Below are 14955 nucleotides of genomic sequence, written 5' to 3'. Positions count from 1 at the left end.
TGGATAAGCGTTTTCCTCGAAAGATTAGCCGTAATATTACGTATCTCCGTAAACCCTCAAGCGCATTCATCAAGGCTTTCTTTGGCCTCAAAACGCCGTTTAACGACATGAATCACCGATTGTTTTGCGCTAAACTCGAAGCACCTCTTACTCGCAGGATCAGGGAAATAACATCATGACGACTCCTTTACGCGTTGGGCTTATTGGCTATGGATTTGCCAGTAAAACGTTTCATTCTCCGCTGATTTCCGGTACGCCAGGGTTGGAACTGGCCGTGGTATCAAGCAGTAATGCTGAAAAAGTCAATGCCGACTGGCCTTCGGTGCAGGTGGTGGCTTCCCCAGAGGACGTTTTTAACGACCCGACTATCGATTTGGTGGTTATCCCGACCCCCAATGCTACCCATTTCCCGTTGGCGCAGCAGGCGCTGGAAGCAGGCAAGCATGTGGTGGTCGATAAGCCTTTTACCGTCACGCTGGGTGAGGCGCGTTCGCTAAATATTCTCGCGCAAGAGCGGGGAAAGCTGCTGTCAGTTTTTCATAACCGCCGCTGGGACGCCGACTTCCTGACCGTTAAGGCGCTTATCAAAGAAGGGGCTCTTGGGGATATCGTCTATTTCGAATCACACTACGACCGCTATCGCCCTGAGGTACAAACCCGCTGGCGCGAGTCCGCGGAGCTCGGTAGCGGTATTTGGTACGATCTGGGTTCACACCTGCTCGATCAGGCTCTCGAACTCTTTGGGCTTCCCGACACTATTCAGTCGGATCAGGCAATGCAGAGGCCCGGCGCCAAAGCGGTGGACTATTTCAATACTGTCCTCACTTACCCACGTCTGCGCGTTGTATTGCACAGCACCGTTTATGCCGCGGCGGAAACGGCGCGATATATCGTGCAGGGTGAAAAGGGGAGCTATGTGAAATACGGCCTCGATCCGCAGGAAGACCGGCTTAAATCGGGTGAACGTCTTCCTCAGCCTGACTGGGGATATGACATGCGTGACGGCGTGGTCACCTTGAGTCATGAAGGCGTGTTGGCAGAAAAGAGCCTGTTAACGATTCCGGGTAATTATCCGGCTTATTACGCCGGTGTGCGTGATGCCATTAACGGACAGGGCGAAAACCCGGTCACCGCCGAGCAGTCTATTCGCGTCATGGAGCTCATTGAGTTAGGTATTCAGTCGGCGCAGCAGCAAAAGACGCTGCCCGTTCCTAAATAAGCGCCTGTTTCAATACGCAAAATAAAAGGGCCAGACATTCTGTTCTGGCCCTTTTTTATCGCTAAAGATTATCTTTAAGAAAACCTAAATTACCCCTGAACCTTAACGTTAATTCGCTGCTTGTCTGCTTCGCTCAGGAACGCCATCGTCAGGCCATTTATCTGAGCCTGACGAATCTCGGCCTGAGTTAAGCCCGCGGCCGGGGCGGCAACGTTGTACTCATGCGCAATTTCGATCCCCTGAACGGCCGGGTCATCGGTGTTGATTGAGGCCAGCACGCCGTGGCGCAAGAAGGTCGCCAGCGGGTGTTTTTCCAGTGCAGACACGGTGCTGGTCTGGATATTCGAGGTCAGGCATGACTCAATACCAATCTGGTGTTTAGCCAGGAAATCCATCAGCTCGGGGTCTTCTGCGGCCTTCACGCCGTGGCCGATTCGTTCCGCACCCAGCTCACGAATCGCCTGCCAGATGCTCTCTGGACCGGCCGCTTCGCCCGCGTGCACGGTGATACGCCATCCTGCGTCACGGCCTTTGTTGAAATGATCGAGGAACAGGCTGCCCGGAAAGCCGAGTTCATCGCCGGCCAAGTCGAGCGCGGTGATACCGTCTTTGTGGGCAAGAAGCCCGTCGAGCTCTTGCAGGCAGGCGTCTTCACCGAAGGTGCGGCTGAGAATGCCAATCAGGTTGATATCAATGTCATGGTCACGGCAGCCGCGACGCACGCCGTCAATCACCGCCTCGACAACGCCTGCGACCGGCAGTTTGTGGTTCATCGCCATGTAATACGGTGAAAAACGCAGCTCGGCATAATGCAGGCCTGCTCTGGCCGCGTCGGCCACGTTTTCCTGCGCAATACGGTGACAGGCATCGAGAGAACCCAGAACGGCAACACCCCAGTCCAGTTTTTGCAGGAAGCTCACTAGATCCGGTTCGGTTTTAGTGACCTGAACGTGCGGACGCAGCGCTTCAATTTCATTGGCGGGCAGGGCGATATTAAATTGACGACCTAGGTCGAGAATGGTTTGGGCGCGAATGTTGCCATCAAGGTGGCGGTGAATATCAGTAAGCGGAAGACGAGAGTCAATCATTGGCAGCACCCATTTTATTGTCGATAAAGTGCAAACTATTATAGCGTTTTCGACGGGTGCTGGCACGGAGTTATGATTTGACTGCTGATTTTGTAAACCATACGGTCAGCGAACGGCCTGTAAACCTGCAATCAGCTTCTCAACGCCTTTTTCAAGCTTGGCGCGTGAACAGCCGACGTTTAGCCTGAGAAAGCCGCGCCCCTCTTCGCCGTAGGTTATGCCCGGCATCATCGCGACGCCCTGGCGCTCGATAAGCTCGGTCTGCAACGCCTCATCATCAATATTTAGCGGACGTAAATCAATCCAGGCCAGATAAGTCGACTGCGGTGGCTGCCAGTCTAGTTCGGCAAACGCGTCATTAAGCTGCCTGGCGACAAACGACAGATTGGCTTCGAGATACTGCCGCAGTGCATCGAGCCACGGCGCGGCCTGCGTATAGGCGGTAATGTGTGCTAATACGGAAAGTACGGCGGGCGAGGAGAGGCCATCGGTGTTTTTGAGTTGCTGAAGGTAAGCCGCGCGGTCAGCGGCGTGATTTATCAGGCCGTAAGCGCCGGTTAATGCCGGGATATTAAATGTCTTGGAGCCGGAGGTGACCAGCGCCCAGTGGCCGCTACCGATTGATGACCAAGGCAGATGCTGATTTTTGCCCCATACCATGTCCATGTGAATTTCATCACTAATGACTTTTACCTGATATTTTTGGCACAGCCTGTCGATTGTCACCAGTTCCTGCCGCGTCCACACCTTGCCGGTGGGATTGTGCGGGCTGCACAGCAGTAAAATCTTGCACTCCTGTTCGGCAAGCTGAGTCTCAAGCAGCGAAAGGTCCATCTCCCATTGCTGGTTGATTTTTTGCAAGGGTGAAGAGATGACTTTTCTCTGATTTCCGCTGATGGTCTTGTAAAAGGCGTCGTAGGCGGGGGTGAAAATAAGTACGCTGTCGCCCGCCGCGCTCCATTGACGGATGAGCTGAGCCACCATATAGATGACCGAGGGTCCATAAACCAGTGCTTCAGGGTTTATGGCACAGTGAAAACGGGTCTGATACCAGTGAGCAATAGCCCCGGTGAAATCGGGGTGTTGCCAGCGGCTGTAGCCCAGTACGCCGTGAGACAGCCTTTTTTGCAGCGCCTCGAGAATGCAGGGGGCGGTGGCAAAGTCCATGTCCGAGATGGTAAATGGCAGCAGGTCAGCGCGGCCAAACCTGTCGGCAATATAGTCCCACTGGGTGCACCAGGTACCCTGTCTGTCGACCGGGGTGTCAAAATCAAACATAACATCCTCACAAATAAATCAGGGTGAGCAGGCTCACCCTGAGGAATATCATACCGTTAACGGCGTAGAGTCCGAGGCTGTGGGTTGCTGCCTCAGCAAGCTATCAAGCTCGTCTTTAACCGACTGGACCTGAGGACCGATCACCACCTGCAAATTGTGTTCGTTAAGATGAACTACGCCGATTGCACGATGGGCTTTTAGCTGCGCGTCATCTACGCGCGACATATCATGCACCGACAGACGCAAACGTGTGATGCAGTTGTCGAGGGTAATGATGTTTGCCGCTCCGCCGAGTGCGGTCAGTATTTCAGGCACGTTATAGCCCGATTTACTGCCTGAACGCGCGGGCGTGGCGACGGGGAGGGCGTCTGACTCTCTACCCGGCGTCTTGATATTGAAGCGAGTGATAGCGAAGCGGAAAATTGCGTAGTAGCCCACGAACCATATCGCCGCGACCACGGGGACCAGATACCACTTGGTCGCGGTGCCGTGGAGTATGCCGAAGACCACAAAGTCAATGATATTGCCGTCAGTATTGCCGATGGTGACGCCGAGCAGCGACATGACGGTAAAGCCTAATCCGGTGAGTACGGCGTGCAACAGGTAAAGCACCGGTGCGACGAACAGGAACAGGAACTCGATAGGTTCGGTTGTGCCGCCTACGACGCAGGCAACCACGCCGGAAATCAATAACCCTTTAATTTTATGACGATTCTCAGGCTTGGCGCAGTGATACATGGCTAACGCAGCGCCCGGCAAACCGCCCAGAAACGCCGGCATTTTGCCCTGTGACAGGAACTGTGTCGCGCTTTCGGCAAAGCCGTGCGTCGTTGGGCATGAGAGCTGAGCCTGGAAGATGGTCAGCGCACCGCTGACTTCGCGGCCGCAGACGTCGAGCGTTCCGCCTGCTTCGGTAAAGCGAATGATGGCCACCAGAATATGTTGCAGGCCGAAAGGCAGCAACAGGCGCTCCCCGGTGCCAAAAATCATCGGGCCGAAAATACCTGCGTCGTGGATCAAGCGCCCAAGTCCGGTAATGCCTGCCGCAAACCACGGCCAGATCAGCGGCACAACCAAACCGCAGAGACCGAGCACCACGGAGGTGACGATAGGCACAAAGCGAGTACCGCCGAAGAAGGCCAGCGCGTCGGGCAGCCGAATGGTGTTGAAACGCTCGTGCAGCAGGTAAACAATGATGCCCACAATGACTGCGCCCAAAATACCGGTATCAATCGACTGAATCCCAAGAATATTTTGTATATTATTGGCTTTGAGGACCAGTGGGTCGGCCGAAGGCAGGATCCCCTTGGTGGTCAGGTAAAAATTGGTTGCCAGATTTAATACCACGAAGCCGACAAAGCCTGAGAACGCTGCGACACCCTTGTTATCACGCGCCATGCCAAGGGGGATCGCCATGGCAAACATGACCGGCAGATAGCTGAAACCGAATGAACCAACTTTGCTCATCCAGGTGAAAATCAGCTGGAAAACGGGGTTTCCAACGGCAGGTAACAGGGTAATGACGTCCCGGCTGCTTAACGAGCTGCCAATACCCAGCATGATGCCGCAGAACGACAGCAGGGCAACCGGCAGCATAAAGGTCTTGCCTAAACTCTGGAAAAATTCCCAGAGGGTAACGCGTTGTTTTCGACTCGCTGGCATAAAAACTCCCTTAGGGAAAATTGATTTTACAAAATTTATAGGTAATCGACCGGCGATAAGATAAAACGTTTTACCTGGGTTTTAATTGACCATGTTCACATAATTAAGCAATGAAAATTTGATTTGTCCTGTTTTAAGGTTAAACGTTTAATCTATTGCTGCCGGATTAGGTAAAGGAACGGGTCTTAATGAGCGGGAAGCCATGATGTCCAAAAAAGTGACCATCACCGACGTTGCCTCGACGGCGGGCGTATCAGTTGCCACCGTCTCCCTGGTGTTGAGTGGGAAAGGACGTATTTCGCAGGCGACCAGTGCGCGGGTAAATCAGGCGATTGAGCAGTTGGGTTTTGTTCGCAATCGTCAGGCAAGTTCGCTGCGCGGCGGGGAGTCCGGCGTGATTGGGCTTATCGTGCGTGATATCTGCGAGCCGTTTTATGCCGAAATGACCGCCGGGCTGAGTGAAATGTTTGAAGCGCAAGGCAAGGTTATCTTCCTGTTGCAAAGCGGAGCGACCGGAAAGGGGCTGGAGCGCTGTTTCGATACCCTCTTGACCCACGGCGTTGACGGCATCGTGATTGCGGGCGGGATTCAGCACGTCAATCACAGTCTGCGGGAAAAAGCCGCCGCTCAGGGCGTGCCGCTGATCTGCGCCTCGCGATCTGGCGGCAGTGAGGGCGTTGATCTGGTGCGTCCCGACAATATGCAGGCGGCAAAAATCGCTACCGAATACCTGATTCGCCACGGGCACAAGCAGATTGCCTATCTCGGTGGGCTGGGCAGCTCATTAACCCGGGCTGAACGTCTGGGGGGATTTTGCGCGACACTGCTCCAGTATGGCCTGCCTTTTCGCAGTGAGTGGATTATCGAGTGCGATTATCATTACGGGCATGCGGCAGACGCCGCAGAAAGTCTGCTTCGGCGTTATCCCAAAATCAGCGCTATTGTTTGCCATAAGGCTTCGGTGGCGCTGGGAGCCTATTTTGGCGTATTGCGAACCGGAAATCAGGTCGCAGGGAGTTCGATGGATAACCTTTTTCAGCGACAGGTGGCGCTGATAGGCATCGAGGATTCTCCTGAACTGGCGCTCACGGAACCGCCTTTGACCTCGGTTTCAAGTTCGGCGCGTGAAATTGGCTACGCGGCTGCCAGACGTTTGCTGCTGCGTATCGGCGGGCAGAATCTAGAAACGCAGGATATTATCGTGAACGCGTCAATCGTAGAGCGTGGGTCGGCGTAGACAAAGGTTACGTTTTCAATCGACTCAAAAAAGCCCACCGAAGTGGGCCTTAGAGGCGTCATGCATTTTTATTTCGTTGGCTGCGCTGGCACCACAGTTGGCGGTACCGGGGCGTCAGGCTGGACGGGCGCTGCCTGAGTCTCTGGTTGAGCAGGTGCCTGCTGAGCCGGGATAGCCGGGCCACCAAACACGCCAAAGAGACCGGCAAACTGCTGAAGCGTCATCTTCTGACCGTTCAGGTCCACCTGATTATCCGAGTAGTGGAAGCTGCTGGTAATCGCGTTGTCTTGCAGGGTGGTCAGTTTGAACATCTGGCCCATAGCGGCGAGCCCCTGAACCTGCTGTTTAGCCAGCTTCTCTGCGTCATCACCGGTATAGCCTTCAACTTTGGCAGTCTGCGTAGTCAGTTCGGTTGCCATATCGATAGGGATGTTCAGCTTGGCATCAACGTTGCTAACCAGCTGAGAAATCAACTGATCCTCCGTCTGCGCCTGAGAGGTTGCTACGGTCGGATCTTTCAGGTCCAGCTTGAGATTGAACGTACTCTCACCTTTGCTGTTTTTCCAGCTTAGCGGATCGATATTGATGCTTGGATTGCCCTTGAGCAGGATTGGCAGATTAGAGAGCAGCAGCGCGGTGGCCTGCTGCTGATAAATCTGCGGGTCCAGTTGCTGGGATTTCTGCAACAAGTCCATCGCCTGCTGATGGTAGGTGTCGGTAAATTGTTTCAACGCCTGCTCGTCCAGTCTGTCGAGCTTGATGGTCAGCTTACCAGAACCGAAGTCAGCTCCCTGAATTTTCAGGGAATCCAGTGAGTAGTTCAGCTCACCTTTGAGGTTTTGACCCTCTTCATCAAATTGACTGTTCAGCTTGAAGCCAGCAACCTGAGCGACATCTTTGTTGTCGATATCAATGCCAATGTTGTCGGCATTGAGATTGCCACCGCCAATGTAAAGCTGGGACTGGCTCTGATGGGTGTCGCTGGTCAGGTTCAAACCGGCCAGCGTAATTTTCTCAAGTTGGCCCCACTGGTTTGGCGAGGTAAACGCCAGGCTATCGGCCTTGGTGTCAATTTTCACCTTCTTCAGGTCTTTATCGGCGTCAAGGTTAACCGTCGCACCAGAGAACTGAAGTCGGCTGTTATTTTTCTGGAAATCGATGGGTTGAATATTAATAACCGAGGCGGTGTCACCGCTGTAGCCGACGCGAGTTTCCGCGGTAACCGGCGATTTGCCTTGGGTCATGTCAAACAGGTCTTTTACCGCAGGGGTATTTTGCAGTTCGGTGTGAACCGATGCCGCGCTCGGGATCAGATTGAATTTTTTAAGCTGAGCGGCCGGGAATGGACCATGATCGAGGGTCTCGAGGAAAGCAATCTCATCCCCCGGTTGCAGCACGTTGTCAGGCGAGTTGCCGTCTGGCTGCGCCACAAAACGCACGGTGCTGCTGAAAATACCGCGTTGATAATCTTGATAAACCAGTTTGATACCGGCGTGAGGATAGTGGGCTTGAATCTGAGAATTGGCTTCGGCAACCGTATCGCCCATATTTTGCTCGAGCATTTTTCCTGTGTACCAGGAAGTGCCTGTCCATGCTGCGCCAAGTACTACGATGACGCTTACAGCGACTAACGATTTTTTCATAGTTCTGTTCATCCTTTTAACTGCTATCAGTAACGACAGCCTCTCAATCAGGTCGTTAAGGTTATCAAACTTAATGCCTTACTGCTTTTATTGTGGTGGAAAAACCGGCCTTTAGGCAAACATTTAGGAAAATTGTCCCTTTTTGCCGGTTGTTTTTACAGAAGATATTTAGGAAAGCTGGTTAAACACGCGGGCGATTCGTCCATTTCCGCTGACGTTTACCGGCGAGTCGGAGGCCGACAGATAGCAAGATTCACCCGGCTGAAGGACAACCTGATGCCCGTCTTTTTCCAGTACGGTCTGGCCTTCGACGCAGAAGATAATAGCGGCGCTGTCTTGCGCCAACGACTGCGGTTCTGCGCTCAGGCTATGCAGTGAGAAGGCAAAATCCTCAACCGGGATCGGGAAGCTAAGCTCGTGGCCTTTTTGAACCGGCGTGGTCAGCAACGCATCCGCAGGCTTGGATTCAAACTTCAGATTGGCGTAGAGCTCCGGGATATCAATGTATTTAGGGGTCAGACCGGCGCGCAATACGTTGTCCGAGTTGGCCATTACCTCAAGTGCCACCCCTTCGAGGTAGGCATGCGGCGTTTCGGCGTAGAGGAACATCGCTTCACCCGGTTGAAGTTCGATGACGTTGAGCAGCAACGGGGAGAACAGACCGCTGTCATCGGGATAATGTTGCGCAATGCTGCGAATGGTGTCCCACGGTTGGCCGTGCTGAGCCTTGAGTGTGTTTTTAAGAATGTCTAACGCCAGCGATTTAGTTTCACCCTTCATGCCGAGGAGCGCGGCGAACAGCGTTTTTAAATGTTCCTTATCCGGGTGAGCGAGGAAACTGGCGATATCAGGATGAGCCCCCGAAATCGGCTGTAGCAGGGACTGAATGTCACTCAGCTCACGAAAGCCGTTCATGGCGGCAAACGGCGTCAAGGCGAAAACCAGCTCCGGCTTGTGATTGGCATCTTTATAGTTACGCTCGGCAGCGTCGAGAGGAATCCCCGCCTTGTTCTCTTTATCAAAGCCCACTACCGCATTGCTTTTACTCGGGTGAACCTGAATAGACAACGGTTGACTGGCGCACAGTACTTTGAACAGGAAAGGCAGTTCGCCGAAGCGCTGCGCCACTTTACTCCCCAGATTACCCTCGAGATCCTGACTTATCAGGTCGCGAAGTGAAACGTTATTGCCGTTGTTATCGGTGATTGAAGAGCTGCTTTTCGGGTGCGCGCCCATCCACAGTTCGGCCATCGGTTTTCCCTGAGGATTACTAATGCCATAGAGGTTGGTGAGCGCGTCAACGCTTCCCCAGGCGTAATTTTGTACATTGTTATGCATCTTTTTCATGGGTTCATCCTAATCTGGAAGAGAAATTGAGTTCCTGCGCTTATCATAAGAGATGTGCTGTGATTCTGTAAGCACTGTTCGACAACTTCCCACAACCTTGCTGAACTGACAGGCGCTTCGACGCGGCCGGATTAAAACGTATTAAAGCAATCTGTTCATGGCGTGAGCTATCGGGCACAAAGGCCATACGCGAGCCCGTTAATTATTAATGCTGCTCAACGATAAGATTAAATAACAGTTGGCTTTTTATAACGCGATTAGCTAAATGAATTGAGATAATCAATATAGCCTTTAGCGTTGCTTTCTAATTCCTGTTGTGAAATTCCAATTTCAGTGCCGTAGACAGAATAAAACGGGAGATAATGCGCGCCTACATATTTTGCAGTCATCTCGAACGGAATGAGTATTTCCTCCAGTGAATAACGATAACGTCCATCGCGCGTGAAGTCCTCTTGCTTAATACCAGCGCTTACCGCCAAGGCAAATTTACGGCCTTTAAGCTTATAGCCACTGGTCGAACCGTATGCCCAGCCGTAGGTAAGGACTTCGTCGAGCCACTTTTTCAGCAGAGGAGGGCAGTTAAACCAATAAAGCGGAAACTGTAGAATAATACTTCCATGTTGTTCAATTAATCGTTGTTCTTTCTCTACATCAATGATGCCATCAGGATAATGTTGGTAAAGAGAGTGGACGGTAAATAAGTCCGGATATTTATCCAGCTCACTCACCCATCTTTTATTCACGATAGAATCATTTATGTTTGGGTGAATAACAATGATTAGAGTTTTCAAAATTTATTCCCTGGTTATTAGATTGAATAGGGGGCTTTATTAGGTGTTTGCATCATAGGGAGGTTTAATTTAAAGTACAATACTGTCATTTTTGATATGTACTATACAAATGGATAGTGTAATGAGCGAAGAAACGGTCGATGCTTCCTGCGAGATTACGGGAGAAACGGGGTTTGGCTATACGCTTTCACTGGTAAGCGGAAAATATAAAATGATGATTCTCTATTCTTTAGCGGGCCTCAGTCCGGTATTGAGGTTCAATGAGCTCAAACGCCGAATCGGGACCATTTCTTACCGAACTTTAAGTCTGACGCTAAAAGAGTTGGAAAGTGACGCTTTAATTATCAGAAATGAGTATCCGCAAATTCCGCCTAAGGTCGAATATAGCCTCTCGGAAAGAGGGCGTTCGCTGATCCCCGTTCTGGATATGATGTGTGATTGGGGAAACGTCCATCGTCATGACGAAGCGAACAATAAAGCGACTGAATCAAAGTAGCCTTATGATTAATAAGGTTTTAATTTGTATTTTGCAGCAAGGCCTGATTTAACCCCCGATCGTGAATAAAAAGTGCGGTGAGCGCCAAATCCCGAAATTCCTACAACAACTCGTTAACCTTATGGTTATAATTGCCTATCCGTCGGCACAGCCTTGGGAGCGTCGTCGGTACCCTGCAATTTAAAATTTTTGAAGAAACCGCGTAAGGAGACAGTAATGGCAGCTCATCGCATTGAAAAAGACTCAATGGGACCGATCGAAGTTCCGGCCGATAAACTTTGGGGAGCACAGACTCAGCGTTCACTAGAGCATTTTCGTATTTCCAGTGAAAAAATGCCCACCGCGCTCATCAACGCTCTCGCTCAGACCAAACGTGCCGCCGCCACCGTAAACATGGATCTCGGCCTGCTCCCGGCCGACCGTGGGAATGCGATTATTGCCGCCGCCGACGAAGTTCTGGCCGGCAAGCATGAGAGTGAATTCCCGCTTTCAATCTGGCAGACCGGTTCCGGTACCCAGACCAACATGAACATGAACGAAGTGCTGGCAAACCGCGGAAGCGAGATTCTTGGCGGCGAGCGTGGCGAAGGTCGTTTGATTCACCCTAACGATGACGTTAACAAGAGCCAGAGCTCCAACGACGTATTTCCAACCGCAATGCACGTTGCAGCGGTGGTTTCTGTTCGCGAACATCTGATCCCTGAACTGAAAGTATTGCACAAGACGTTGACCGACAAGGCCGAAGCCTTTAAAGATATCGTCAAGATTGGCCGTACTCACCTACAGGACGCTACACCGCTGACGCTGGGACAGGAAATCTCTGGCTGGGCCGCGATGCTGGCACACAATCTGGTGCACATCGAAGCTAGCATTCCACATATTGCTGAACTGGCGCTGGGCGGCACCGCAGTAGGTACCGGTCTGAACACTCATCCTGAGTATGCGGTTCGCGTTGCCAAAGCGATTGCCGACCTGACCGGTCAGCCTTTTGTGACCTCTCCCAACAAGTTCGAAGCGCTGGCAACCTGTGATGCGCTGGTTCATGGTCACGGTGCACTGAAAGGTCTGGCTGCTTCCCTAATGAAAATTGCCAACGACGTTCGCTGGTTGTCTTCAGGCCCACGCAGCGGCATCGGCGAGATTTCGATTCCAGAAAACGAGCCAGGCAGCTCTATCATGCCAGGCAAGGTCAACCCGACTCAGTGTGAGGCGATGACCATGCTGTGCGCACAGGTTCTGGGTAATGACGTTGCGGTTAACATCGGTGGCGCATCCGGTAACTTCGAGCTGAACGTGTTCCGTCCCATGGTTATTCACAACTATCTACAGTCTGTTCGCCTGCTGGCAGATGGTATGCAGGGCTTCAACGAGCACTGCGCCGTGGGTATCGAACCAAACCGTGACCGTATCACTCAGCTGCTGAACGAATCCCTGATGCTGGTTACCGCGCTGAATACCCATATCGGTTACGATAAAGCCGCCGAAATCGCCAAGAAAGCGCATAAAGAAGGTCTGACCTTGAAGGCCTCTGCCCTCAAGCTTGGCTACCTGACCGAAGCTCAGTTTGATGAGTGGGTGCGTCCAGAAGACATGGTTGGCAGCATGAAAAAATAAGTCGTTAGTTTAACGACCGATTAAAGGCTCTGTCCGTTCGCGGCCAGAGCCTTTTTTATGCTTTTTGAGAGGTTATACCGGCTGATCGGTGTAAAGATGCAGGCGTTTAATCAACAGATTAAGCGGTTGCGATTCGGGCTTATAGCGGTGTTTTACCGCGCTGGCGTCATAGTTGGGCAGCTCGCCTAACTTGGGAATCTGTAGAAGCGGGTCACGCAGGCATAGGGTGATAAACGGCGACGGGCAGGGGTGTTGCACCTGCTTTTGACTGTTGCGATACCACACGCGGGCGATTGGTTGAACCTTGACCGGGCGTTTTATTTTGAGGATGGCATGCTCGGGCAGTTTTTTTACATCGATGATTTCGCGTGTAATATTTTCCATCCACTGTTCTCGGGTGAACGGGGGCACCGCGCGACCGGCCGTCAGGCTTTTCTCCAGCTTTTGCAGCAGTTCGTCGCGGCTCAGGTTCTTGATAATGTGCTTGTTGGCCCAGCCAAAGCGCACTGAGTCAGGTTGTAAAAGGGTATTGATGGAGCGGTAGGCGTTGAGCGTGATAAGTCCACGCAGCTGACTGTGTACAAAATCAAAACGCTGCTCAGAAGGGAGGCCAGATTCAACAGTCACGATATTTTCGAGCTCGCTCTTGAGCTTGTTCACCTCCTGAACCAGCAGCTGTGCGGCCTGATGCTCAGCCTGATCGACCGCATAACACAGCGCACCCGGCAGCCTGACGGCGGCTTTGCTGCTAACATTGAGGCCGTTGTGATGGATAAACAGTTTTTGGAAATGCTGCATCGCCAGCTGGTGGGCGGCTTCACCCTGATGCGGCGTAACCTCGATAATAGAAGCGGGATTATGTTCAGCGCCTTTTTCTATTTCCGGAAGGGAAAATACTCGCGCCTCAAGCAATTCCAGCCGATCCAGGAAGCGAGTTAAATCCGTTGTCGCCAGTTCCAACTCCCGAAAACATTCATTCATGCGTAATTTCAAATCGTAGCTGACCATTACCCCTCCAATTAGTTACAACATACAATATAGCCTATAAAGATCAACAGTGCACACCTGACCATCGGAAAGGTTTTTTTCTGGCAAGATGAAGAGGCGGGTCGGGGGAGATTGGGGTCAGTTTGGATATCGAGAATTATTGTATATTTAGGTGATTTTTTGCCTTGTAGACTTTAAAGCGAGGACGGTTATTGGCTCGCTTTAAAGTCTAACACTCTGGTAAGGGGAAAGAGAGGCTCAGCTGTGTGCAATGCGAGATTCTGACAACTTCATCAGGCGATAACCGATACCAACGGCGATCAGCAGCATCACGCAGATATAGGCGGTGATGCCAACCCAGGAAAAGCGGTGCCAGAACACGCCGCCGAGCGTGCCCGCTACGCTTGAACCGGCGTAATAGGAGAAAAGATAAAGCGACGACGCCTGTCCCTTAGCGCGTTTCGCACGCCTGCCAATCCAGCCGCTCGCGACAGAGTGGGCGGCAAAGAAGCCGCCTGTCACCATTGCCATTCCGATAAAGACCAGCCATACCGGGTTGAATGCGGTTATCAGGATACCAACCAGCATCAGAAGCAAGGAACCAATCAGCACCTGTCCACGCCCGTAAACGGCGGTCAGCGCACCGGCCTTCGGTGAGCTGTAGGTACCCATCAGATAGGCAATCGACAGAATCCCGACAATCGCCTGGCTCAGGTGGTAAGGCGCACCTAGCAGGCGGTAACCGATGTAGTTAAACATGGTCACGAAGCTGCCCATAATCAGAAAACCTTCGGCAAACAGCAGCGGCAACCCGCTATCACGCCAGTGAAGCTTGAAGTTAATCATCAATTTACGCGGGCGCAGCGAACTGGCGCGGAAATGACGCGACGCGGGCAGGATTTTCCAGAACATACTGGCCGAAAGCAGAGAGAAAACGCCGAGGAAGGCAACGGCAACGCGCCATGATGCAAAATCGGTTAATACGCCGGTGACCAGACGTCCGCTCATGCCGCCTATTGAGTTACCGCTGATGTAAAGCCCGATCGAGAACGCAACCACGCTGGGGTGAATCTCTTCACTCAAATAGGTCATCGCCACGGCGGCAACGCCACTCAGCGACAGGCCAATTAACGCGCGCATCAGCAGAATGGCGTGCCAGCTGGTCATGACTGAACAGACAATGGTGCAGATAGCGGCCAGCATCATGCCAACCACCATGACATTTTTACGGCCAACGGCGTCGGAAATAGGGCCGGTGAACAGCAGCCCGATCGCCATCATGCCGGTCGCGGCCGACAAAGAAAGACTGCTTGCCGCAGGCGAAACGCCAAACTCCTGGGACAGCACCGGCATAATCGGCTGCATGCAGTAAAGCAGGGCGAAAGTGGCTAAACCGGCCGAGAAAAATGCCAACGTCACGCGAATAAACTGCGGCGTTCCTCTCTTGATAAAGTCGTCTTTTACGGGCGTTGAAACCTGCGGGGTGATAGCGTGCAGTTCATCATCATTAACCGATTGGCCTGCCGCAGAGTCTGCGGGCTGCCGACGCGTGATGTTCACGTGAAATCCTTAATAAAATTATTTTGAAACAAT

At 52.3% G+C, this 14955-nt stretch carries 12 protein-coding genes; 4 read left to right on the top strand and 8 right to left on the bottom strand.

All coding sequences use genetic code 11. The annotated features are described in order from the left end of the window. Positions 1–175 precede the first annotated feature (175 nt). Complete coding sequence (locus BS640_RS07985; protein ID WP_017490613.1) at positions 176–1219, top strand: oxidoreductase; 1044 nt, start codon at positions 176–178, stop codon at positions 1217–1219. Between the two features lie 89 nt (positions 1220–1308). On the opposite strand, the gene add is transcribed toward BS640_RS07985, so the two are convergent. From add to malX, 3 genes are all read right to left on the bottom strand, one after another. After that, entirely contained in the window at positions 1309–2307 is a 999-nt protein-coding gene (gene add, locus BS640_RS07980; RefSeq protein ID WP_017490612.1) for an adenosine deaminase, read from the bottom strand. 105 nt (positions 2308–2412) lie between these two features. Continuing rightward, complete coding sequence (locus BS640_RS07975) at positions 2413–3585, bottom strand: MalY/PatB family protein (protein ID WP_084912330.1); 1173 nt, start codon at positions 3583–3585, stop codon at positions 2413–2415. A 48-nt stretch (positions 3586–3633) separates the two neighbouring features. Further along, positions 3634–5247 (bottom strand): maltose/glucose-specific PTS transporter subunit IIBC, encoded by a 1614-nt coding sequence (gene malX / locus BS640_RS07970; RefSeq protein WP_017490610.1) that lies wholly within the window; start codon positions 5245–5247, stop codon positions 3634–3636. Positions 5248–5449: 202 nt separating this feature from the next. Between malX and malI the strand changes: the two genes are divergently transcribed. Further along, positions 5450–6484, top strand: a complete 1035-nt coding sequence (malI, locus tag BS640_RS07965) for a Mal regulon transcriptional regulator MalI (RefSeq protein ID WP_017490609.1) — start codon at positions 5450–5452, stop codon at positions 6482–6484. A gap of 68 nt (positions 6485–6552) precedes the next feature. Here malI and BS640_RS07960 read toward each other — a convergent pair whose 3' ends face one another. The 3 genes from BS640_RS07960 to BS640_RS07950 form a co-directional block, all read right to left on the bottom strand. Next, entirely contained in the window at positions 6553–8127 is a 1575-nt protein-coding gene (locus BS640_RS07960; protein ID WP_084912329.1) for a YdgA family protein, read from the bottom strand. A 168-nt stretch (positions 8128–8295) separates the two neighbouring features. Beyond that, positions 8296–9474 carry a mannose-6-phosphate isomerase gene (gene manA, locus BS640_RS07955; protein ID WP_017490607.1) on the bottom strand — a complete coding sequence of 393 codons (1179 nt, stop codon included), beginning with the start codon at positions 9472–9474 and terminating at the stop codon, positions 8296–8298. Positions 9475–9731: 257 nt separating this feature from the next. Next, entirely contained in the window at positions 9732–10265 is a 534-nt protein-coding gene (locus tag BS640_RS07950; RefSeq protein WP_017490606.1) for an NAD(P)H-dependent oxidoreductase, read from the bottom strand. A 121-nt stretch (positions 10266–10386) separates the two neighbouring features. Here BS640_RS07950 and BS640_RS07945 point away from each other — a divergent pair, with 121 nt between their 5' ends. Both BS640_RS07945 and fumC read left to right on the top strand, forming a co-directional pair. After that, positions 10387–10761, top strand: a complete 375-nt coding sequence (locus tag BS640_RS07945) for a winged helix-turn-helix transcriptional regulator (RefSeq protein ID WP_017490605.1) — start codon at positions 10387–10389, stop codon at positions 10759–10761. Positions 10762–10977: 216 nt separating this feature from the next. Then, positions 10978–12375 (top strand): class II fumarate hydratase, encoded by a 1398-nt coding sequence (gene fumC / locus BS640_RS07940; RefSeq protein ID WP_017490604.1) that lies wholly within the window; start codon positions 10978–10980, stop codon positions 12373–12375. A 72-nt stretch (positions 12376–12447) separates the two neighbouring features. On the opposite strand, the gene tus is transcribed toward fumC, so the two are convergent. Together tus and BS640_RS07930 are read right to left on the bottom strand one after the other, a co-directional pair. Beyond that, positions 12448–13383: a DNA replication terminus site-binding protein gene (tus, locus tag BS640_RS07935; RefSeq protein WP_017490603.1), complete on the bottom strand. Its 936-nt coding sequence runs from the start codon at positions 13381–13383 to the stop codon at positions 12448–12450. 237 nt (positions 13384–13620) lie between these two features. Beyond that, on the bottom strand, positions 13621–14859 hold the full coding sequence (locus BS640_RS07930) for an MFS transporter (protein WP_225741578.1): 1239 nt from the start codon (positions 14857–14859) through the stop codon (positions 13621–13623). Between the last annotated feature and the right edge of the window lie 96 nt (positions 14860–14955).

The organism is Rouxiella badensis, assembly GCF_002093665.1.
GTDB classification, from domain to species: Bacteria; Pseudomonadota; Gammaproteobacteria; order Enterobacterales; family Enterobacteriaceae; genus Rouxiella; species Rouxiella badensis.
This window is presented reverse-complemented; position numbering and strand designations above follow the sequence as displayed.

What these genes read in the sequence shown, in the direction of transcription:
- malX (WP_017490610.1), bottom strand. Translation starts at nt 5,247, where the DNA reads ATGCCAGCGAGTCGAAAACAACGCGTTACCCTCTGGGAATTTTTCCAG.
- tus (WP_017490603.1), bottom strand. Translation starts at nt 13,383, where the DNA reads ATGGTCAGCTACGATTTGAAATTACGCATGAATGAATGTTTTCGGGAG.
- fumC (WP_017490604.1), top strand. Translation starts at nt 10,978, where the DNA reads ATGGCAGCTCATCGCATTGAAAAAGACTCAATGGGACCGATCGAAGTT.
- BS640_RS07960 (WP_084912329.1), bottom strand. Translation starts at nt 8,127, where the DNA reads ATGAAAAAATCGTTAGTCGCTGTAAGCGTCATCGTAGTACTTGGCGCA.
- add (WP_017490612.1), bottom strand. Translation starts at nt 2,307, where the DNA reads ATGATTGACTCTCGTCTTCCGCTTACTGATATTCACCGCCACCTTGAT.
- BS640_RS07975 (WP_084912330.1), bottom strand. Translation starts at nt 3,585, where the DNA reads ATGTTTGATTTTGACACCCCGGTCGACAGACAGGGTACCTGGTGCACC.
- manA (WP_017490607.1), bottom strand. Translation starts at nt 9,474, where the DNA reads ATGAAAAAGATGCATAACAATGTACAAAATTACGCCTGGGGAAGCGTT.
- BS640_RS07985 (WP_017490613.1), top strand. Translation starts at nt 176, where the DNA reads ATGACGACTCCTTTACGCGTTGGGCTTATTGGCTATGGATTTGCCAGT.
- BS640_RS07945 (WP_017490605.1), top strand. Translation starts at nt 10,387, where the DNA reads ATGAGCGAAGAAACGGTCGATGCTTCCTGCGAGATTACGGGAGAAACG.
- malI (WP_017490609.1), top strand. Translation starts at nt 5,450, where the DNA reads ATGATGTCCAAAAAAGTGACCATCACCGACGTTGCCTCGACGGCGGGC.